21 protein-coding genes and 1 tRNA gene are annotated in these 19,672 nt (G+C 67.3%); 15 read left to right on the top strand and 7 right to left on the bottom strand.

What is annotated here, in order from left to right:
* Positions 1 to 12 precede the first annotated feature (12 nt).
* A complete protein-coding gene (locus tag GJV80_RS16015) occupies positions 13 to 1,326 on the top strand; it encodes an MFS transporter (protein WP_154690316.1) in 1,314 nt (437 codons plus the stop codon).
* An 81-nt stretch (positions 1,327 to 1,407) separates the two neighbouring features.
* Here the strand turns inward: GJV80_RS16015 and upp are convergent, their stop codons facing one another.
* Complete coding sequence (upp, locus tag GJV80_RS16010) at positions 1,408 to 2,052, bottom strand: uracil phosphoribosyltransferase (RefSeq protein WP_154688752.1); 645 nt, start codon at positions 2,050 to 2,052, stop codon at positions 1,408 to 1,410.
* A 152-nt stretch (positions 2,053 to 2,204) separates the two neighbouring features.
* Between upp and GJV80_RS16005 the strand changes: the two genes are divergently transcribed.
* From GJV80_RS16005 to GJV80_RS15970, 8 genes are all read left to right on the top strand, one after another.
* The gene (locus GJV80_RS16005) at positions 2,205 to 2,837 is read left to right on the top strand and encodes a tRNA adenosine deaminase-associated protein (protein ID WP_154688751.1); all 633 of its coding nucleotides are present in this window, start codon (positions 2,205 to 2,207) and stop codon (positions 2,835 to 2,837) included.
* Positions 2,838 to 2,840: 3 nt separating this feature from the next.
* Complete coding sequence (locus GJV80_RS16000; RefSeq protein ID WP_255455477.1) at positions 2,841 to 3,314, top strand: nucleoside deaminase; 474 nt, start codon at positions 2,841 to 2,843, stop codon at positions 3,312 to 3,314.
* A 46-nt stretch (positions 3,315 to 3,360) separates the two neighbouring features.
* A tRNA-Ser gene (locus GJV80_RS15995) sits at positions 3,361 to 3,445 on the top strand.
* 128 nt (positions 3,446 to 3,573) lie between these two features.
* The gene (locus GJV80_RS15990) at positions 3,574 to 3,711 is read left to right on the top strand and encodes a hypothetical protein (protein WP_154688750.1); all 138 of its coding nucleotides are present in this window, start codon (positions 3,574 to 3,576) and stop codon (positions 3,709 to 3,711) included.
* Positions 3,708 to 4,640 (top strand): ROK family protein, encoded by a 933-nt coding sequence (locus GJV80_RS15985; RefSeq protein ID WP_154688749.1) that lies wholly within the window; start codon positions 3,708 to 3,710, stop codon positions 4,638 to 4,640. The genes GJV80_RS15990 and GJV80_RS15985 overlap by 4 nt, the downstream gene beginning before the upstream one ends.
* Positions 4,637 to 5,323, top strand: coding sequence for an N-acetylmannosamine-6-phosphate 2-epimerase (locus tag GJV80_RS15980; protein ID WP_154688748.1), 687 nt, complete (start codon positions 4,637 to 4,639; stop codon positions 5,321 to 5,323). Before GJV80_RS15985 ends, GJV80_RS15980 begins: the two co-directional genes overlap by 4 nt.
* Positions 5,320 to 6,153: a M55 family metallopeptidase gene (locus GJV80_RS15975; RefSeq protein WP_154688747.1), complete on the top strand. Its 834-nt coding sequence runs from the start codon at positions 5,320 to 5,322 to the stop codon at positions 6,151 to 6,153. The genes GJV80_RS15980 and GJV80_RS15975 overlap by 4 nt, the downstream gene beginning before the upstream one ends.
* Before the next feature lie 55 nt (positions 6,154 to 6,208).
* A complete protein-coding gene (locus GJV80_RS15970; protein WP_154688746.1) occupies positions 6,209 to 7,633 on the top strand; it encodes a secernin-2 in 1,425 nt (474 codons plus the stop codon).
* Positions 7,634 to 7,663: 30 nt separating this feature from the next.
* Here GJV80_RS15970 and GJV80_RS15965 read toward each other — a convergent pair whose 3' ends face one another.
* Together GJV80_RS15965 and GJV80_RS15960 are read right to left on the bottom strand one after the other, a co-directional pair.
* Entirely contained in the window at positions 7,664 to 9,769 is a 2,106-nt protein-coding gene (locus GJV80_RS15965; RefSeq protein ID WP_154688745.1) for a glycoside hydrolase family 2 protein, read from the bottom strand.
* On the bottom strand, positions 9,711 to 10,187 hold the full coding sequence (locus GJV80_RS15960) for a hypothetical protein (RefSeq protein WP_154688744.1): 477 nt from the start codon (positions 10,185 to 10,187) through the stop codon (positions 9,711 to 9,713). The genes GJV80_RS15965 and GJV80_RS15960 overlap by 59 nt, the downstream gene beginning before the upstream one ends.
* Positions 10,188 to 10,368: 181 nt before the next feature.
* On the opposite strand from GJV80_RS15960, the gene GJV80_RS15955 reads away from it, so the two are divergent.
* The 5 genes from GJV80_RS15955 to GJV80_RS15935 all read left to right on the top strand — a co-directional run bounded on the left by GJV80_RS15955 (position 10,369) and on the right by GJV80_RS15935 (position 16,455).
* Positions 10,369 to 11,463: a mandelate racemase/muconate lactonizing enzyme family protein gene (locus tag GJV80_RS15955; protein ID WP_154688743.1), complete on the top strand. Its 1,095-nt coding sequence runs from the start codon at positions 10,369 to 10,371 to the stop codon at positions 11,461 to 11,463.
* Positions 11,460 to 12,719 carry an alanine racemase gene (locus GJV80_RS15950; protein ID WP_154688742.1) on the top strand — a complete coding sequence of 420 codons (1,260 nt, stop codon included), beginning with the start codon at positions 11,460 to 11,462 and terminating at the stop codon, positions 12,717 to 12,719. Before GJV80_RS15955 ends, GJV80_RS15950 begins: the two co-directional genes overlap by 4 nt.
* 16 nt (positions 12,720 to 12,735) lie before the next feature.
* The gene (locus tag GJV80_RS15945) at positions 12,736 to 14,301 is read left to right on the top strand and encodes an amidohydrolase family protein (RefSeq protein WP_154688741.1); all 1,566 of its coding nucleotides are present in this window, start codon (positions 12,736 to 12,738) and stop codon (positions 14,299 to 14,301) included.
* Between the two features lie 210 nt (positions 14,302 to 14,511).
* Complete coding sequence (locus GJV80_RS24090) at positions 14,512 to 14,928, top strand: MarR family winged helix-turn-helix transcriptional regulator (RefSeq protein WP_305070104.1); 417 nt, start codon at positions 14,512 to 14,514, stop codon at positions 14,926 to 14,928.
* A gap of 27 nt (positions 14,929 to 14,955) precedes the next feature.
* On the top strand, positions 14,956 to 16,455 hold the full coding sequence (locus GJV80_RS15935; RefSeq protein WP_154688739.1) for a potassium/proton antiporter: 1,500 nt from the start codon (positions 14,956 to 14,958) through the stop codon (positions 16,453 to 16,455).
* Positions 16,456 to 16,465: 10 nt separating this feature from the next.
* On the opposite strand, the gene GJV80_RS15930 is transcribed toward GJV80_RS15935, so the two are convergent.
* The 4 genes from GJV80_RS15930 to GJV80_RS15915 form a co-directional block, all read right to left on the bottom strand.
* Positions 16,466 to 16,990: a LytR C-terminal domain-containing protein gene (locus GJV80_RS15930; RefSeq protein ID WP_154688738.1), complete on the bottom strand. Its 525-nt coding sequence runs from the start codon at positions 16,988 to 16,990 to the stop codon at positions 16,466 to 16,468.
* Positions 16,991 to 17,075: 85 nt separating this feature from the next.
* Positions 17,076 to 17,372, bottom strand: coding sequence for a type II toxin-antitoxin system VapB family antitoxin (locus GJV80_RS15925; RefSeq protein WP_154688737.1), 297 nt, complete (start codon positions 17,370 to 17,372; stop codon positions 17,076 to 17,078).
* A 242-nt stretch (positions 17,373 to 17,614) separates the two neighbouring features.
* Positions 17,615 to 17,803 (bottom strand): hypothetical protein, encoded by a 189-nt coding sequence (locus GJV80_RS15920; protein ID WP_154688736.1) that lies wholly within the window; start codon positions 17,801 to 17,803, stop codon positions 17,615 to 17,617.
* Between the two features lie 71 nt (positions 17,804 to 17,874).
* Positions 17,875 to 18,051 (bottom strand): hypothetical protein, encoded by a 177-nt coding sequence (locus tag GJV80_RS15915; RefSeq protein ID WP_154688735.1) that lies wholly within the window; start codon positions 18,049 to 18,051, stop codon positions 17,875 to 17,877.
* A gap of 619 nt (positions 18,052 to 18,670) precedes the next feature.
* Here GJV80_RS15915 and GJV80_RS15910 point away from each other — a divergent pair.
* Positions 18,671 to 19,603 (top strand): endonuclease/exonuclease/phosphatase family protein, encoded by a 933-nt coding sequence (locus GJV80_RS15910; RefSeq protein ID WP_154688734.1) that lies wholly within the window; start codon positions 18,671 to 18,673, stop codon positions 19,601 to 19,603.
* Positions 19,604 to 19,672 lie beyond the last annotated feature (69 nt).

The following is a 19,672-nucleotide window of genomic DNA, read 5'->3' as shown; positions in this document are numbered from 1 at the left end:
GTCCCCGGAAGGATGTCGGACGTGCAGATTCCCGAGCCGACCCCCGTGCTGACGCCACCCCGGACCGTTACCCGCTGGCCGTGGATCGTTGCCGGCGCCTCCTTCCTCACCCTGGTCGGCGCCGCCGGCTTCCGGTCGGTGCCCGCAGTCCTGATGGATTCGCTGCAGACCGAGTTCGGCTGGGGCCGCGGGACGATCGGGTTCGCGGTATCGGTGAATCTGCTGCTCTTCGGCGGCTTCGCACCCTTCGCCGCCGCATTGATGGAGCGGTTCGGCATCCGCCGGGTGGCCGGCTTCGCGCTGCTGACGATCGCCGTCGGGTCCGGCGCCGCGGTGTTCGTGACACAGGCCTGGCAGTTGGTGCTGCTGTGGGGATTCGTGGTCGGCCTCGGCAGCGGTTCGATCGCGCTCAGTTTCGCCGCGTTGATCACGGGACGGTGGTTCCTGCGCCGGGCCGGACTGGTCACCGGCGTGCTGACCGCGGGCAGTTCGACCGGTCAGTTGATCTTCCTGCCTGTGCTGTCCCGGCTGAACGAGCACGTCGGCTGGCGAACCGCCGCGCTCACTGCCGCGGGCGCCGCCCTGGTCGCGATGGCGATCGCGATCGCCGGGATCCGCAACCGGCCGGCAGATCTCGGACTGACGCCCTTCGGCGCGCCCGCCGAGTATGTCGTGCCTCAGGTCGCAGCCGAGGCATCATCCCAGGGTTCGCTGCAGCGGGCGCTGACGGTCCTTGCCCGCTGCGCGCGGCGACCCGCGTTCTGGTTGTTGGCGGGCTCGTTCGCGATCTGCGGGATGAGCACCAACGGGCTCATCCAGACCCATTTCGTGCCTGCTGCCCATGACCACGGAATGCCGCCGACGACGGCCGCGGGCCTGCTGGCGGTGGTCGGCATCTTCGACATCGTCGGCACGATCGCCTCCGGCTTCTTCTCCGATCGGGTCGACGCCCGTCTGCTGCTGGTCATCTACTACACGCTGCGTGGGCTGTCGCTGTACGCCCTGCCCGAACTGCTCGGTCCCAGCGCGGAACCGTCGACGTGGGTGTTCATCATCTTCTACGGACTGGACTGGGTGGCGACGGTTCCGCCGACGATCGCGTTGTGCCGTCGGCATTTTGGTTCCGATGCGCCGGTGGCGTTCGGCTGGGTCTTCGCCGGACACCAGGTCGGCGCCGCGGTCGCCGCGACCGGAGCGGGCGTCATCCGGGACCGGATGGGTGATTACCAGTTGGCCTGGTTGCTCGCCGGGTCGCTGTGCCTGGCGGCCGCGGTGATGTCGATCATGGTCGGCCGGGCCAGGCAACGGGTTCCGGTCCTCGCCTAGGACGTGCACGTCGGCCGTCCGGACCGGCCGGAACGCATGTGCAGCCAGATTTGCCTGAGTCTGGGCGGCCGAAGTGCACGATCAGTGATCGACCACGCCGTACAGGCGGTCGCCGGCATCGCCGAGTCCCGGCACGATGTAGCCCTTCTCATTGAGTCGTTCGTCGACGCCGGCGACCACCACCGTGCACGGCACGTTGAGATCGTCCAGCAGCTGCTCCATCCGGTGCAGGCCCTCGGGCGCGGCGAGCAGGCAGATGCAGGTGATGTGGTCGGCGCCCCGATCAACCAGGAACCGTACGGTTGCCGCCAACGTGCCGCCGGTGGCCAACATCGGATCCAGTACGTAGCACTGTCGGCCGGACAGGTCCTCCGGCAACCGCTCGGCATAGGTCGTCGGCTGCAGGGTCTCCTCGTTGCGGACCATGCCGACGAACCCCACCTCGGCCGACGGCATCAGCCGGGTCATGCCTTCCAGCATTCCCAGGCCGGCGCGCAGGATCGGCACCACCAACGGGCGCGGTAGTGACAGGCGGACGCCCTCGGCAGCCGCGACCGGGGTCCGGACCGTGTGGGGAGACACCCGGATGTCGCGGGTCGCCTCGTAGGCGAGCAGCGTGACCAACTCTTCGGTCAGCCGCCGGAAGGTGGGCGAGTCGGTGTCCCGGTCACGAAGCACGGTCAGCTTGTGACTGACCAGTGGATGGTCGACGGCGAGCAGCTTCACAGGTGCACCGTACCGGGGCCACACCCGGCCACGGGGAGCGGCAATTTGGGACGCAATAGTTATCCGCTCGGGCAGATGATCTGACACGATAGGGAGTCGGTCCGCACGCGGGCGGACAGTGGACCGCGCTGAGAAGCTAGTGGAGGGAAATCGTGGCCGATTTCAACGACGACGAGTACGAGTCATTCGAGCTCGACGACGAGGATCCGAGCGAGGCCGCATCCAGCCGTGACCTGGCCGAGGCCGACGACGACCCCGACACTGACGACGACGATGACGATCTTGATGATCTTGAGGACGCCGAGCCGGAGGACGTCGACTTCATCGTCGCCGCCTACCGCGAGGACGGCCAGAGCATGGTCAACGCGTTGTCCGAGGAGCTGGCGAATGATCTTGACGAGCTGATCGTGCAGCTGCGGCGGCTGCCCGGCGACGGAGGTGCGCTGGGTCTGGTCAGCCTGGTGGGCGAGGTCGCCGTCATCGTCCGGGTCCGCGGCCGGCACGTCCAGTTGCTGCTCAACGACAGCGCCGCAGCCAATGACTGGCCGATCGCCCGTGACGTCGCCGACTATCTCGGTGAAGACATCCCGGAAGATGACGAAGACGAGGCCGAACCGATCGGCGATCTGGGACTCCTCAAGGATCTCGGGGTGTCCGAGTTCGACCTGACCGCGCTGTGCGACGACCTGGACATCGGCAGTGATCAACTGCTGACCGAGGTTGCCGAGAAGATCAAGATCGGTGCCCAGTTCCGCAAGGTCGTCGAGGCCGAATTCGGCGACTGATCCGTGATCGGAAGCCAGGACTGGCGCCGGCCGATGGAGCTGGCCCTGGAGCAGGCGACGATCGCCGCCACTCACCAGGACGTCCCGATCGGTGCGATCGTTCTTGATCAGCGGGGCCGCGCGGTCTCGTCAGCCGGCAACGAGCGCGAGTTGGCCGGTGACCCGACCGCACACGCCGAGGTGCTGGCCATCCGTCGAGCCGCCGAGACGATCGGCAGCTGCCGGCTGGACGGACACACCCTGGTCGTCACCCTCGAACCGTGCACGATGTGTGCCGGGGCGTTGGTACTGGCCAGGATCGGTCGGTTGGTGTTCGGCGCCTACGATCCCAAGGCCGGCGCGATCGCCTCGCTCTGGGACGTGGTACGCGATCCCCGGCTCAACCACCGTGTCGAGGTCGTCGGAGGGATCCTCGAGGAGCGCTGTGGCGACCTGATCAGAGACTTCTTCGCCACCCGCCGCGACGCCGACGCCTGACCGAACGATTTCGTGCCCGGCCGATCCGATTGGTACTCTCTCCGGCGGTGGCGTGTCTGAGCGGCCTAAAGAGCGCGCCTCGAAAGCGCGTGAGGGGAAACCCTCCGCGGGTTCAAATCCCGCCGCCACCGCCCAGGTGATGTCACAGCACATCACGACGGCCCGGACCCCCGGTTGGACGGTCCGGGCCGCTTGCTTCCCGGGCCGGGCTCGTTCCCGCCATTGGACTGGCGGGACGCCGGCGTACAGACTTGATGTCGTGCAGCCCTGCGTCGAGAAGCTGATCACCGTCGAGTTCTCCCGTCTCCGCGGTCCGGCCTCGACGACGGCGTCCGCCCGGAACCTCCATCGGCAATACCAAGATCATCTCGCCGTGCGGTCCGGTGCCTCGACATGACCGCGGAGTCGCCTGCCCTCGGCGTTGACCTCGGCGGGTCCAAGATCGCTGTCGGTCTGGTCGACCCGGGCGGTCGGGTGCTGCGCCGCTCCGTGGCTCCGACACCGGCCACGGAGGGGCGCGACGCGATCCTGGCAACGATCCGGCGGCTCGCCGACGAGGCGCGTGCCGACCGGCCGATCGTCGGCATCGGGATCGGCTCGGGCGGCGTGATCGCCGGAGGTGTGGTGACGGCCGGCACCGGCCTGCTGACCGGCTGGGTCGGAACCGATCTCGTCGGGCATTTCACCCGGGTCTTCCGCGGGTTGGGACCCCAGCTCGTGGTAACGGCCCTGAACGATGTCCACGCGCACGGGGTCGGAGAGGCCTGGTGCGGAGCCGGAGCCGGCCGAGACCACGTGCTGGTCGTCGCAGCCGGAACTGGTCTCGGCGGGGCCGTGATCGAGCATGGGCGGCCGATGACCGGGGCACACGGTCTCGCCGGACACTTCGGCCATATCGCCTCACCGGCAGCGGTCGGATTGCCGTGCAGTTGCGGTGCGACCGGTCACCTCGAGGCGATCTCCTCCGGCTACGGCATCGTGCAGCTGTATCGCAGCATCGGCGGTGACCCGACGGTCACCGAGGCGCGGGAGGTCGCCGGGCGGTCGGGATTCGACGGTTATGCTGACCGGGCCATGCAGAAGTCGGCGGACGCACTCGGTGCGGCAGTGGGAGACCTGGTCAACATCGTCGATCCCGATGTCGTGATCATTTCCGGTGGCGTGGCCGGTGCCGGGACGTTGTGGTGGAACACCCTGCGGGCTGCCGCCGCGTCGGCTGCCCTTCCTCTCGTCGCAGAAACGCCGATCGTCCCTGCACAGCTGGGCGCCGACGCCGGCATCATCGGCGCGGCGCGCTGCACTCGCGACGCGGTGGCGGCCCGATGAGCGCGCCGCCGATCATCGAACGACTCCGCGGCGGGCTGATCGTTTCCTGCCAGGCCTACCCGGGCGAGCCCCTCCGGGATCCTGACACCATGCGCCGGATGGCCCAGGCCGCGGTACTCGGTGGGGCGGTAGGCATCCGGGCCCAAGGTCCGGACGATCTCCGCCTCATCCACGACGTGATCGAGGTCCCGCTGATCGGCCTGTGGAAGATCGGCACCTCCGGCGTCTTCATCACCCCAACCGTTGATCATGGAATCCAGGTCGCAGCGGCCGGCGCCGACATCATCGCGATCGACGGAACCCGACGCCCCAGGCCGGACGGCAGGTCACTGGCGGAGACGATCACGGCCCTGCACAACCGGACGGGCGTATTGGTGCTGGCTGACGTCGGTGATCTCGACGACGGCATCGCCAGTGCCGAGGCCGGCGCCGATCTGATCAGCACAACGCTGTCGGGCTACACCGGCAGCAGGCACCGTACGGAGGGACCGGACATTGCGCTGATCACGGAGTTGACCGGGGCGGTCGACGTACCGGTCCTTGCCGAGGGCAGGATTCACACCCCCGACCAGGCTCGGGAATGTATCGATGCCGGGGCCTTTGCCGTCGTGGTCGGGACAGCGATCACACACCCGACCAGCATCACCGGTTGGTTCGCAGCCGCCGTCAAGGAGAATCAGTGAGGGTCTGGATATCACTGGACATGGAGGGCGTGGCCGGCATCGTCGACTGGGAGCAGTGCCGACCCGGCCATCCCGGCTACGCAACCGGTTGTGAGCTGCTGCAGGCCGAGGTCAACGCCGCGATCGACGGTGCTCTGGAAGGCGGCGCCACCGAGATCGTGCTCAACGACTCCCACGGCCGGATGGCCAACCTCGATCCGCGCAAGGTCAACGGCAATGCCCGCTACATCTCCGGACGGCACAAGCCGCTGTACATGATGCAGGGCCTGGACGGAACCTTCGACGCAATCTTCTTCGTCGGCTATCACGGATCGATCTCCGGACATCCGTCCACGCTGTCCCACACCTACAACCCGGAGGTGATCGCCCGGGCGGTGCTCAACGGTGTCGAGGTGGGGGAGAGCGGGATCAACGCCCTGGTCGCCGAGCATCACCGTGTGCCGATCGCGCTGGTCACCGGTGATCAGGTCACCTGGGCCGAAACAGCACCGTACGCCTCCGGCGCGGAGTCGGTGATCACCAAGGAGTCGATCACCCGCGGCGCGGCGAACAGCTTGCATCCGGACGAGTCATGCCGGTTGATCAAGGAAGCTGCCGCGAACGCCGTAGGCAAGGTTGCGGCTGGATCCGTTCCGCTGCCCGGCATCACACGACCCGCGACCCTGGAAGTTGATCTTGGTACGGCGGACATGGCCGAGGTCGCAACCTGGATCGGCGGTGTCGAGCGCAGCGACGAACGTCAGGTACGGGTCGCCGGCGAGGACCTGCTGTCGATCTTCACCCGATTCGTGGCAGTCACCTACATCACTCGGCAGGCCGGCGGACGCTGATCCGGCCCGTGGCAGTCGCCTGACCGCGACCTCGTCGCGGCGCTAGGTTCGATCCATGGCAACATCGTCGCCCAGTTGGAGCTGTGACAGCTTCGTCGTCATGCCGGATGCGGCTGCCACCGGCCGGCTGCTCTTCGGTAAGAACAGCGATCGACCGGCACGCGAGTGTCAGCCGCTGCGACGCGTCGCGGCTCGGTCCGGCGGCGGTACGTTGCAGCTGGCGTACCTGAGGATTCCCGACGCTGACCTGACCTACGACCACGTCGCCTCGTCGCCCTATTGGTGTTGGGGCCACGAGATCGCGATGAACTCACGGGGTGTGGTGATCGGCAACGAGGCGCTGTTCACCCGCGACCTGGCAGCGACCGCCGCCGCCGATCGGCGGGCCGTGTCCGGAGGCGCCGAGCGGCCGGTGCCCGGCCTGCTGGGCATGGAGTTGCTCAGGCTCGGCGTGGAACGCGGCGGCACGGCGGCTGAGGCCGTTGAGGTGATCACCGGGATGCTCGAGCGGTACGGGCAGTGGGGTGCCGGCACCACCGATCGGGATCGCGCGTCGGCCGCCTACGACAACGCCTACGCGATCGCCGACTCACAGGACGCCTATGTCCTGGAAACCACCGGACGGGACTGGGCCGTGCGACGCGTACAGTCGGGCACGGCCGCGATCTCCAACGAACCGACCATTCGGACCGACTGGACCGGAGTCTCCAGCGGGCTGGAGAACCGGGCGCGGTCGAATCGTTGGCCGGGCACGGGCTCCCGCCTGGACGTCGCCGAAGCGATCACCGATCCCGGGACGCCGCTGCAGGTGTCCCACATCCGGCTGCAGCGATCGCGGCAGTTGCTCGACTCGGCCGCAACCACGGGCGGCGTCGACTGGGCCGCTGCCCGCGGGGTCCTGTCCGATCACTATGAGCAGACCTTCCTTTCCGGTCCGGCCTTCAATGCAGCCCGACCGGACTTCCTCACCCTGTGCATGCACGCCAGTCCCGCAGGGTTCACCTGGGGCAACACCGCCGCCTCGGTGATTGCCGTGCCGGGCGCCAGGCAGCCCTACTGGTGGTGGGCTGCCACCACGCCGTGTACCAGCATCTACCTCCCGGTCGCTGTCGTCGGGTCGAGACTGCCTGCCGGTTTGGAGCATGCGGGAACAGCCGCGGACGCCGGTCCGGATCCGGAGTCGGCGGCTCTCGACGAGCCGGTGCCCGGGTCCTACTGGTGGACCTTCCAGCTGCTGCTCGAGGCTGTCTGCGGCGATCATGACGGAGTCTGCTACGCCGACCGGCAACCCAGGGTGCGCCGAGCCTTCGATCCGTTGCAGGCAGAGTTTCTGGCCGCCGCCGATGATCTTGACCGCGCCGGCGCCGGGGCACCGGCCTGGGACGGTCTGACCCGAGAATGCGCAGAGGCCGCACAGCACGCCGCCCAGCAACTGCTCGCTGAGTTCAGTCCTGGATCGGTGCCGTCCGTCCGCGGGTGACGAGTCGTCCGGTGACGGGTAGGGCGCGGCCTAGGTCCGGGGGAGATCGGCGGGAACGGGCACTGTCACGGCTTGGGCGTTGAGGGCACGGATGGTCAGGTAGCTGTCCAGGTGGGGGCGATCGACCAGCCGGATCCGGTGCTCGCACCCGGGCAGCAGGTCGACGTAGTTGTCCTCCACCCGGAGGCCGTCCAGCTCGTCCGGCCAATCGATGATCACCTGGCGGGCGAATGCATCCGCGGTGAGGTGCAGCATGTCGCCCTCGACGTGGGCTCGCAGGCCGGCCGGAGGGAGCTCCAGATACCGCTCGCCGATCAGGAGATGGTTGGTGGTCCGGCCGGCGAACTCCGCGACCAGCAGCTCATTGCGCAGCCCGATCGGCAAGAGTGCAGCAGTCTCGACCAGCCGGATCGATTCCGCCGGCGCGACCGTGGCGGTCTCCCGCAGCTCGCCGACGATCGAACCGTCGAAACGGACGCGACGCACCACCAGCTCACCGGCGATCGACTCGGCGGTGTCGTTGGTGATCCAGACGGCAAGTTCGTCGACAGTCTGCTCGAACGAGATGAGCAGTGGCGCATACGCCCGGCGCAGATAGAAGTACGGGATCTTCGGCTCCAGATAGGAGTCGACGACGCTCCAATACGGGATGGGCCACGGGTCGTTGAGCCGCCACACCAGGTCACCACCGTTGCGGCGCCGGGCCTTCCGTTCGGGTCCGGCGCCGCGGAGCTCCCCGTCGGCAACGCCGCGCCGATGCCGTTCGACGCTCGCCTGGAGATACTCGCCGTGGGCGGTGCCGAGCGCCCGGATGAAGCCGTCGGCGTCGCGTGGCTCCAGGTACTGCTCGATCGGGCCGATCTTCTGCCAGGCACCGTCGGGTGCCCGATACCCCCACATCGGTGGCCAGGACGGCTCGCCCGGACACTGGATCGTCGGATCATGATCATCGGGCCACAGGTCCTGCGGTTGGAGGAACCGGCGCATGGAACGGAGGTTTGGCGCGCTGACCCGTCCCATCTCGGAGATGAATGTCGGGACCGCCGATCGGTGCGCATAGGTCAACGTCGTGTAGTCGTGCCAGTCTCCCGCGAGTGGCCAGTTCGCCACCGGGCCGCCGTACGGCGAGTTCGGATGGAAGGCACGGGTTCCGTCGTGCTCGGCGCACACCCTGGGCATGAGCACATCGAACAGGGCGGTCCCGATCGCCGGTGGGGTGTGGTACTGGAAGTCCCAGCCCATATGACTTTCGTTGCCGCCGCACCACAGCGCGATGCAAGCATGGTTGCGCAGCCGGCGCACCACATCGATGAGTTCCCGCTCGACGACTGCCTCGAAGTGCGGCAGATCCGTGGGATACATGCCGTACTCGAACATGAAGTCCTGCCAGACCAGGAATCCCCGGCGATCACATTCGGAGTAGAAATCCGGCTCCGGAATCACACCGCCGCCCCAGACCCGGAGCAGGTTCATCTCTGCCTGCTCGGCGAGGTCGAGAAGGCGGATCGCCCGTTCGTGCTGCCAGACGTTGGTGATGCCTTCCACCTGTGCCCAGTTCGCGCCGCGCACAACGATCGGTCGCCCGTTGACGACCAGGCGGAAGCAGGGCGTCTTGTCATCCGGCTCGGTCGTGACCAACGTGACCTCCCGCAGACCGACTTCGACCTCCTGTCGGTCCAACTCCTGGCCGTCGGTGGCCACGAGTTCGGTGATCAATCGGTACAGCGCCTGCTCGCCGTGCCCACGCGGCCACCAGAGCCGGGGATCGGGAACCGTGACAGTCCATGATCGACTCGAGCAATCGCGTTCCCCGTCGGCGACCACGACTCCGTCCGGATCCAGCAACTGCCAGCGCAACAGGGCTCCGTCCCGACCACCGCACTCAACATCCACCGACAGCGCTGTCCGATCGGCCTCCAGCTCGGGACGAACTCTCACGTCATCGATCCAGGTGATGTCGGTCAGGGAAAGAATGACCTCGCGGTAGACGCCTGCCTTGACCAGCCGCGGCCGGGCGCCGAGGTAGCTGCCGAAGTCGCCGCCACCCTTGCGCAAGTACCACGTTGGTCGAACATGATCACCGAAGTCGTCGGGCTGGACCACCGACTCGACGAACCGCGTCGCGGATCTGATCACGATCGCCAGCACGTTCTCCCCGCCCGGCTGGGGACAGCGCTTCGCCGACGGGCAACACGTATTCGACGAACATGTCGTCCAGGTCCGCGATCCGCTTGCCGTTGAGATAGACCTCGGCCAGCGTGTCGACCCCGCGAAGGATCAGCCGAGCGTTATCGGATGGCAGGTCAGGCGATGGGAACCGGGTCCGGTAGACCCAGTCGTGCTCACCCACCCAGTCGGCCTCGGCCGCGTTTCGGCCCAGATGCGGGTCCGGGATCCGGCCCTCCCGGAGCAGCACCTCATGAACGCCGGTGGGCACCGCGACGTCATACCACGTGCCGTCGGCCTCCGCGCCGTTGATCACCTCGGTCAGGTCGGCGCAGTCGGCGGCATCGGCCAACTGCCAGCCGTCGGTCAACGCGACATCGGATCGCATGATCTCTCCTCGTTCTCGTCATCACTGGCTGATGGAATGGCCCGGGGCATGATCAGGAGTGCCCAGTCACAATCCGCGGCGATATCCGCTGTCATGGTGATACTCCTCCCGCGAGTGGAAAGACCGGGACCCCTACGATGCAGACTTCGGAACTGCCACTGCACCGGCGCAAGGAGACTCCATGTCGCTGTCCGACCCGATCATCACCGACGTCCGTCTGGTCGATCTCGGAACCCACTATCCGCGGACGGTCGGCAGGAACGCCAGACTGGGCAGTCAAGGATCCGGCCCGATGGCCACCGCGGCGGTGATCACGACCGACTCCGGAGCGGTTGGCTGGGGCCTGATCGAAGGCAGATCCGGAGGGAACGACTCGATCATCGGCCGATCGCTCACCGAGTTGATCGATCCCGCCGACGGGGTCCGCGACGAGAGCAGCCGCTGGCTCGACATCGCCCTGCACGATCTGCTCGGCGTCGTCGCCGACCGCCCGGTCTGGGATCTGTTGGGCGGGGCCGGGCCCACGACCGTCCCGGTCTACAGCGGAGCCGTCTATTTCGATGATCTTGACCCCGACGACGCGCCGCGTGGGCCGGCTGCTGTGCTGGAGAACTGCCGCGCCGATGCGGACTTGGGATATCGCGACTTCAAGCTCAAGATCGGTCGCGGAAATCGGTGGATGGCACGCGCCGAGGGTGACGCGCGTGATGTGGCCGTCACCCGCGCGGTCCGGGAGGCCTGGCCGGACGCACGAATCCTGGTCGATGCCAACGACGGCTACGACGTCGCAGGTTTCTGCCGCTACCTCGATGCCGTCGGCGACGTCGGCCTGTATTGGGTCGAGGAACCGTTCCCCGACGACGGTGATGATCTTGCCCGGCTCCGTCGGCATCGGGATCTGGTCAGTCCCTCGACGCTGATCGCCGACGGTGAGGCGCGGCCGGACACCGATCTCCTTCTCGGCATCGCCGCCGACGGCGGGCTGGATGTGTTGTTGATGGACGTGATGTCCTTCGGGCTGACCGCGTGGCGACGGTTGATGCCCCAGGTCGCAGCGACCGGGGTCAAGGCGTCACCCCACGCCTGGGGCCAGCCGCTGAAGACCCTCTACGCCGCGCAGTTGGCCGCGGGTCTCGGCCGGATTGAGATCGTCGAGGGCGTACCGGGGCGGACCGACGGCGTCGACATGTCGGCCTACACCTTCGCCGGCGGCCTGCTGACGGTGCCGGACCGGCCGGGTTTCGGCCTGCCGGTCCCCGCTAGGGTCGAGCTGTGACACGCCTTGACGCCGTCCGCGAGCACCTGATCACCCTGGATGTCCGGGACAAGAACTGGAGTGCATCGCTGGCTGCCGCGCAGCAGCGCGGACCGGAGATCGATCTTGGGCTGGCCGAGATGTCGACGCCGGTCTTCACCCTCGATCTTGCCGGGCTCGAGCACAACATCACCACGATGCGCGACTGGGTCGCCGGCAACGGCGTCTCGCTGGCGCCGCACGGCAAGACCACGATGTGCCCGGCCCTGTGGCACTGGCAACTCAGCGAGGGCTGTTGGGCGATCACCGTCGCCAACGAGGCCCAGCTGCGGGTCGCCCGGAGTGCCGGCATTCCTCGGGTCATTGTCGCCAACGAGTATCTGTCGCCCCAGGGATTGGCCTGGCTGGCGGGTGAACTGGATGCCGATCCGGGGTTCGACGTGATCACCTGGGTCGACTCCATCGCCGGGGTTGAGACGATGACCCGTGCGCTGGCCGCCGCCGGAGCACGCCGGACGCTGCCGGTGTGCCTCGAGGTTGGACACCCGAAGGCCCGCGCCGGCGTACGCGATCATGACGATGCAGTCGCGATCGCCCGCGCAGTGATCGACTCCGACCGCCTGCAGTTGCGCGGTGTATCCGGGTACGAGGGATCGGTCCCTGGCCAGGGTGAGCAGCGCCTCGCCGGGGTGCGGGAGTTCCTGACCGCGATGGGGGAGCTGTTCGCCGAGATCTCACCGCTGGTCGAGTCCGACGAGGCGCTGGTCACCGCCGGTGGCAGTGCCCTTTTCGATCTTGTTGTCGAGATTCTCGGGCCGGTGGCCGCCGGCACACCTGATGCCCGGCTTGTGTTGCGCTCGGGGGCCTATGTCGTGCACGACGATGGCATCTATGCGCTCTCCACACCGGCGGCGAGCCGACGCGGCCCGGTCTTCGCCGCGGCGGCGCACGTCTGGGCGCGGGTGATCTCCAATCCCGAGCCCGATCTCGTCCTGCTCGACGTGGGCAAGCGGGACATCCCGTACGACGCCGGCCTACCGATGGTGCAGAAGGTGGTGCGGGCCGGCGAGGTGGTCGATGCACCGTCCGCCGAGGTCTTCAACACCAACGACCAACACGCCTACGTGCGGCTCGACGAGCCGGGATCGCTGGCCGTGGGCGAGGTTGTCCGCCTCGGGCTGTCCCATCCGTGCACCATGTTCGACAAGTGGCGTTCGGCGCTCCTGGTCGAGGGTCAGCAGCCGCGGGTGCGCGGCGTTATCCCGACCTTCTTCTGACCGGGAGCAGTTGATCATGAGCGTACTCATCGCCGGTGGTGTCGTCGTCGACCCCGTCGACGGGCAGTATCCGGCCGACGTGCTGATCGAAGGGCAGCGGATCGCAGCGATCGGTCCGGCCGCGGCATCCCGTCCGGCGGATCGGGTGATCGATGCCGAAGGTCTGTTGATCATGCCTGGTGCCATTGATGCGCACTCCCATGCCGACGCACGGATACTCGACGATGACGTGCAGTTGGCCCTGCTGCGGTCCGGGGTGACCACCGTGATCACCGGGCAGGACGGTGTCTCCTATGCGCCGGGCGACGGCCGCTATGCCACCGAGTACTTCGGTCCGCTGATCGGCCGGCACCCGCACTACACCGGCGGCGGAGTGGCGGCGTTGCTGGACACCTGGCATCACACCACTCGGCTGAACGTCGGCTATCTGGTGCCGGCCGGCACCGTACGCCACGAGGTGCTGGGTCGTGATCCCGGACCGGCGACCGGCTCCGAACTCGACGCGATGATCGCGATGATCCGGGACGGGCTGGCCGACGGCGCGCTCGGCCTGTCCTCCGGCCTGGACTATGTCCCAGGATCCTTCGCCGACGCGGAAGAACTGGCTGCACTATGCCGGCCGGTGGTAGCAGCGGGTGGCCTCTACGTGACGCACATTCGTGGCTATGAAGAGAATTCCGCTCCAGCGGTCGACGAGTTGATCACGATCTGCCGGGCATCGGGAGTCAGGGCGCACATCTCCCACTTTCACGCCCGACCGGACCTGATGTCGGAACTGCTTGAGCGGGCATCAGTGGCCGGCGCTGACCTCAGCTGGGACGCCTATCCGTACTTCGCCGGATTCAGCCTGCTCAGCATGGCACTTCTGCCTCGCGATCTTGTCGCGCGGGGCGCCAAGGTCGCTGCGGCTTTCCTGCGGGACCGTGACAACTGGTCAGGATTGCGGGCCGACTTCGAGGCACGATCCGGAGGCGACACCAACCTCGGACCAGGTTGGGAGGACCGGCTGCGGATCGCCGCCGCCGGTGACCCCCACAATGCCGATCTTGAAGGTCTGACGCTGGCGGAGGCGGGCCGACGCCGTGGACTCGATCCGCTGCAGCTGGCCTACTCGGTGTTGGGCGATTCCGAACTCACCACGACGACCGTGATGACCATCCCGAAACCGCGCACCGATGACGATCTCGCCCGGCAGTTCGGGCTGCCCGGAGCCTGTTCCGGATCCGACGGCATCTTCTTCGGTGGTGCGCCGCATCCGAGGGCGTACGGCTGTACGGCCCGGATGTATCGGCTGTTCGGTCGGGAAAGGGGAGACTTCAGTTGGCCCGAACTGGCCGCGATCACGGCGAACAATGCGGCGCGCCGGTACGGGCTGGTTGATCATGGCAGGGTCCGGGTCGGAGGTGTTGCCGATCTTGCCCTGGTCGATCCGGCCGCTGTACGCGATCGCGCGACCTTCGAGCATCCGACCGAGCTGTCCGAAGGGGTCGACGTCGTCCTGGTCCGAGGCCAGGTGGTGCTGGACGGAGGCAGCCTCGCCCCGTCGCTGGCCGGTGAGCCGGTCGGTCGCGCCGGGAACTGACGTCTGCTGCGGAGCTGCCGGGACCGAACCCGAAAGGCATGGCCCCCACACCACCGGAGGTTGTGATGCGTCCGATCCCACTCGGGCCCTGTGGACGGCGCATCGAATACTTCAAATTGAAACAATTTCAATCCGGAGCATGTATCGGTCGGCGCATCTGATAGCGTTCGGGTGTCGGTCCGGGAGGGTCGATGTCCCCATGTTGGGTTGGTGTTGTTCGTGGCCAAGGGAACCGATCGCGAGGTCTGTCTGCTGGTGACCGAGCTGGCGAAGCAGATCGATGATCATCTGCGATCGCATCTGCACGGTTTCGGGCTGACTCCGAGCCAGGCGATGGCCTTGCGAGAACTGCGCTCGCCGCTGACGATGCGGGAGTTGGCCGGTCGGATGTCCTGCGAGGCGTCCAACGTAACGTTCGTCATCGATCGGCTGGAGGCCGGCGGTCTGGTCGAGCGTACGGCCGATCCGGGTGACCGTCGGACCCGCCGCGTCCGGTTGACCGCCGACGGCAGGATCCTGCGAACCAGGCTGATGCGGGAGCTGACCAAGGACTCACCGCTCGGCGGGCTTGATACCCAGGACCGACTGCAGCTGGAGGGCTTGCTGGCAAAGGCTGTTCGTACCTGACGTGACGACGACTCGGGAGGGGGCGCGATGATTGACCTTGACGTCATTCTGTTGGTCAGCGCCCTGGTCCTGATCGCTTCGATCTTCGCGGCACGGGTCGGCAGCCGGTTCGGCCTTCCGGCACTGCTGTTGTTCCTCGGGATCGGCATGCTGCTCGGCGATGCCGTCCTGGGCATCCAGTTCAGTGATGCCGATATCGCCAACGCTGTGGGTTTCGGCGCGCTGGTGCTGATCCTGGCCGAGGGTGGTCTGACCACCAAGTGGGACGACATCAAGTCTTCGACCGGCGTCGCCGTCGTGCTCGCCACCGTCGGCGTCGCCGCCAGCGTCGGCCTGATGACCCTGTTCGGCTACTTCGTCCTCCGGCTCGACCTGTCGATCGCCCTGCTGCTCGGTGCAGTCACCTCGCCGACCGACGCCGCCGCGGTCTTCTCCGTGCTCCGACGCGTGCCCCTGCCACACAAGGTCCGTGGCGTGTTGGAGGGCGAGTCGGGTCTCAACGACGCACCGACGGTGCTGCTGGTCACCCTGGCGAGTTCGTGGGCCGCGGGCGAGAAGCCCCACGAGTCGGTTCCGGTGCTGGCTGTGGAGATCGTCGGCGAGCTGGTCGGCGGTGTTGCGGTCGGACTCGCGCTCGGCTGGCTCGGGATCCAGCTCCTCAAACGCATCAGCCTGCCGTCGTCCGGCCTGTACGCCCTGGCCGCTCTGGGCTGGGCGATCCTTTCCTACGCCGTCGCGTCCCAGCTGCACCTGAGCGGCTTCGCCGCGGTCTACGTCTGCGGGCTCCTGCTCGGCAACGCCAAGCTGCCCTACCGGGTGGCGACCCGGGCGTTCGTCGAGGGTATCGGTTGGATCGCCCAGATCGGCTTGTTCGTGATGCTCGGCCTGCTGGCATCTCCGAAACTGCTTTCCTGGAACGACGTCGCGATCGCGGTCGCTGCCGGGCTCTTCCTGACGCTGATCGCCCGGCCCCTGTCGGTGCTGGTGTCGACGGTCTGGTTCCGGATCGGATGGCGGGACAAAATCTTTCTGTCCTGGGCCGGGCTTCGCGGGGCGGTGCCGATCGTGCTGTGCACCATTCCGTTGGCACTTCGGGTGCCGTCGTCGCAGCGCTTGTTCGACGTCGTGTTGATCTTTGTCATCGTTTTCACGGTCCTGCAGGCGCCGACCCTGCCGTGGCTGGCCAACCGGCTCGGTCTGGCCGATCGCGGACAACCGCATGACGTGGAGGTCGAGGTCGCTCCACTGGAGCGGATGTCGGCCGACCTGATGCAACTGCGCATCCCGGTCGGGTCGAAACTCAACGGCGTGGAGATCGGTGAGCTGCGTCTCGGCCGCAATGCTGCCGTGTCGCTCATCATTCGCGACAACGAGCCGATGGTGCCGGGGGCACGTGATCTGATCCGGACCGGCGATGAGTTGTTGGTCGTCACTCCGAGCCATCTCCGCGCCCAGACCGAACAGCGCATCCGTGCGGTGGCGCGCGGCGGGCGGCTGGCCGCCTGGCGACAATCCGCCGCCGAGTAGTCGGCAACGGTCAGCTCTGCGTGGGCGCGCTGGTCGAATCCTGCGGCAGGCAGACAGTGCGGGTCTTGACCGGGTAGGAGGTCTTGGCCTTGGAGTTGAAGTGCACCGGCCGGTTCCCCACCAGTACGTCGACGGTGTGATCGGTCCTTCCGTCGGCCCGGACCTTGGATCCCTTGAAGAAGCTCCTCACCAGCCGCACCTCAGGGTTCTTGGCGGCGTTCCCGACGATGACCGTGACCGACACCTTCTCATCGGTGTTGGCCGGATCCAGCACGTTGAAGCCCTTGGCCCGCAGTGATCGGGTGACATCGCCGGCCAACCCCTTCTTGTCGCCGCCGTTGTACACCCGCACCGTCACCTGGCTGCTCTTCAGCGATTTGTTGGTGACCTTGGTCGGCACACAGGGGGGCGGCGGGGTCTTCTGCGGCGGGGCGATGATGTTCTTCCAGCCCCACCAGGCGCCGTAGCACAGGATGGCGAGCAGGATCAGCAAGGTCAGAGGGGTGCGGATGATCCGGAACACGCGTCCGACCATGCGATTCTTCCCCTCCCGGAGGTTGGTGCGGCCCCGTCCTGTGACCGGCGCTGCAATTGTCCTACAGCCTTGGCTCGGTGTGTGACTAACCGTCCAGTTGGAGCACCCGGGCGTGCATCGTCTGCCGCTGCTGCAGCGCTGCGCGCAGCGCTCGGTGCAGACCGTCCTCCAGGTAGAGGTCGCCGCGCCAGGCGACCACGTGAGCGAACAGATCGCCGTAGAAGGTGGAGTCCTCCTCCAGCAGCGCCTCGAGGTCGAGGGTCCGCTTGGTGGTCACGAGTTGATCAAGGCGCACCTGGTGCGGCGCAATGGCGGCCCACTGCCGCTGGGCGTACCCGTGATCGGGATACGGCCTGACGTCGCCGACGCGCTTGAAAATCACGCCGACACTCTAGTCACACCAGCACCGCCAACCAGAACACGACAACATTACGATTTGAGCCGCAGCTGGGATCAACTGACGTCAGGAGCAATCCGTACCGGCGACGCCGCCGCTGAACAGAAGCCGGAAACGATGAAGCCGGTGGAGTTCCAGGTTTCGGAAACCCCACCGGCCTCGGCTGGTGTGGTGGTCGGGTTGTCGTCGACCTCGTCGACGATCAGGCTCGATCACGGTGAGCGGGTTCACGCGAACCGACCGAAGACTGCGTGCACGTAGTGACGCGTGCGGCGCTGTCGCTTGGCTCGACGCTCAGCGCGCTGCTGCTCGTCGGCCTCCCGCATCGCGCGCTCGATCTCGTAGCGCTCGGCAGCGCGCATGCTGCGATCCCGGTCGTCGTAGGTGACGTGGTCAGGGTTGATGATGAAAGACATGGTTGTTCCTCCTCTCCCGGTGTCGTCCGAAATGACGTTCTTCAGTGGTGATGACGCGGCCATTGCAGTGCTCAGGCGACCCGTCGGGCGGCGAACCACCGCCAGGGCTCCGTACGCTTCTGGCTGCGCAGGTCCTCGCGCTGTCGGCTCAGGGCAGTGCGCAGTTGGTACTCGCGCGCGGCCTCGAGGCTGCGGTCGTACGTTGACGTGCTGAGGTGCGGTGAAAGCGCCTCGATGTTGAACAACATGGCGTTCCTTCTGGTGGAGGGTTTCCTGGCCGGCGGGTTCCGGTCGGGTGTTGTGGTCCCACCTCTGCTACGGACGCCGCGGGCAGGATCCGACACCGGCCGGCCAGATTTCGGGCAGGCGTAAGTGCGGAAGGGCTCGAAGGTCGTGGATGTCAGGTCAGGAAGCTGACATGACGGCAGGCGTGGGTGTTACGCGCGGGCGGCGCGCGCGCGTCGACTAGGTCGATGTACGAAGGTCGGAACTTGGCCGTCGAAGGACGGCGGGCCGAGACCTAGCAGGCAGTCTGCCGGCCGGCGAGGCCGGCACCCAGGGCGTCTTCGCCGGTGAGCGGATACTCGATCTTGGTCATGGGTGTCACCTCCTGTGAACTGCGTGGATCCTTGCGCCGATTGGCACCTGGAAAAGATTACGGCGCGGAGTCGTCGCGATGCAACGGTTTTTTGGTCGTTTCTCGGATCGGCTGGTGATTCATCCCGTGGCCCCGAGGACGTCGGACGGGCGACGGGATGCAATCGCCGAGGTCGTCCGACGCCGGTTGGCGATCGGCGATCCCCGGTGAGTAGGTTCACCAGCAGACGGCGCGGCCGAGCAGCCGGAAGTGATCGAAGGAAATGATCAGTGACGACAACCAGCAACCAGTCGGGCAACCAGCCAGGTAACCGGCCCGGCAGCCAAACATCGAAGGAGTCCGGCGTTCAGTCCAGCACGCAGTCTGGTGCTCGGGCGGGCAGTCAGGACAGCCGGCGCGACATCACCGTCGCCACCTGGAACGTCTGGCGCCGTGGCGGTCCGTGGGAGCAGCGGCACAAGATGATCATCGATGCACTCGAATTCGCCGCTGCCGACGTGATCACGCTGCAGCAGACCTGGGTGACCAACGATCGCAATCAGCCGGCCGAGATCGCCGCCGCGCTCGGACTCGAACATGTCCAGGTTGCTCCGTACGCCGGACCGTCCGGCCCGGACGGGCAGCGCATCGTGCTCGCCGTGATCAGCAGATGGCCGCTGCGCGATGCGGTCAGCCGAGCGTTGCCCAGTGCCCTGGCCCGCAGTCAGGGGCGGGGCATGCTCGGCGTCGTCGTTGATCATCCGGCCGGTGCGCTGCCGCTCGTCACCACCCACCTCAACTCCTCGCCGACCGGGTCGGGGGACCGGGTCAGCGAGGTGCGGGCGGTCGCGGAGCTGACCGGGGAGCTGGCCGGCGCCGCCGACGCCGATCTCGGCCCGATCGTGACCGGCGACCTGAACGCAGAGCCCGGATCGGACGAAGTGCGGTTGCTCGGCGGCCTGCTCACGGCGCCGGCCGTACCGGGCCTGGGTCTTGAGGATGTCTGGCACTATGCCGATCCCGCCGGACCGGGCTACACCTGGCGATGGGAGAACAGCTTCCTGGCTGCCGGCACCCGGAGCGCGCGAATCGATTACATCCTGGTCGGGCTGTCGACCGGCGTGCTCGGTGCCCGGATGATCGGTTTGGACCCGGTCGACGGTGTGCACCCGTCGACGCATGCCGGAGTCTGCGCCAAGCTCCTGCTCCGACCGGCGCGCTGATCTGCACGATGGTCCGGCCGATGGTCTGCCAGCGATCGGCTGGGCGAGGCCGGTCGGGGGAACGCAAAC

This window comes from Microlunatus sp. Gsoil 973, from assembly GCF_009707365.1.
Lineage (GTDB): Bacteria > Actinomycetota > Actinomycetes > Propionibacteriales > Propionibacteriaceae > Microlunatus.
This window is presented reverse-complemented; position numbering and strand designations above follow the sequence as displayed.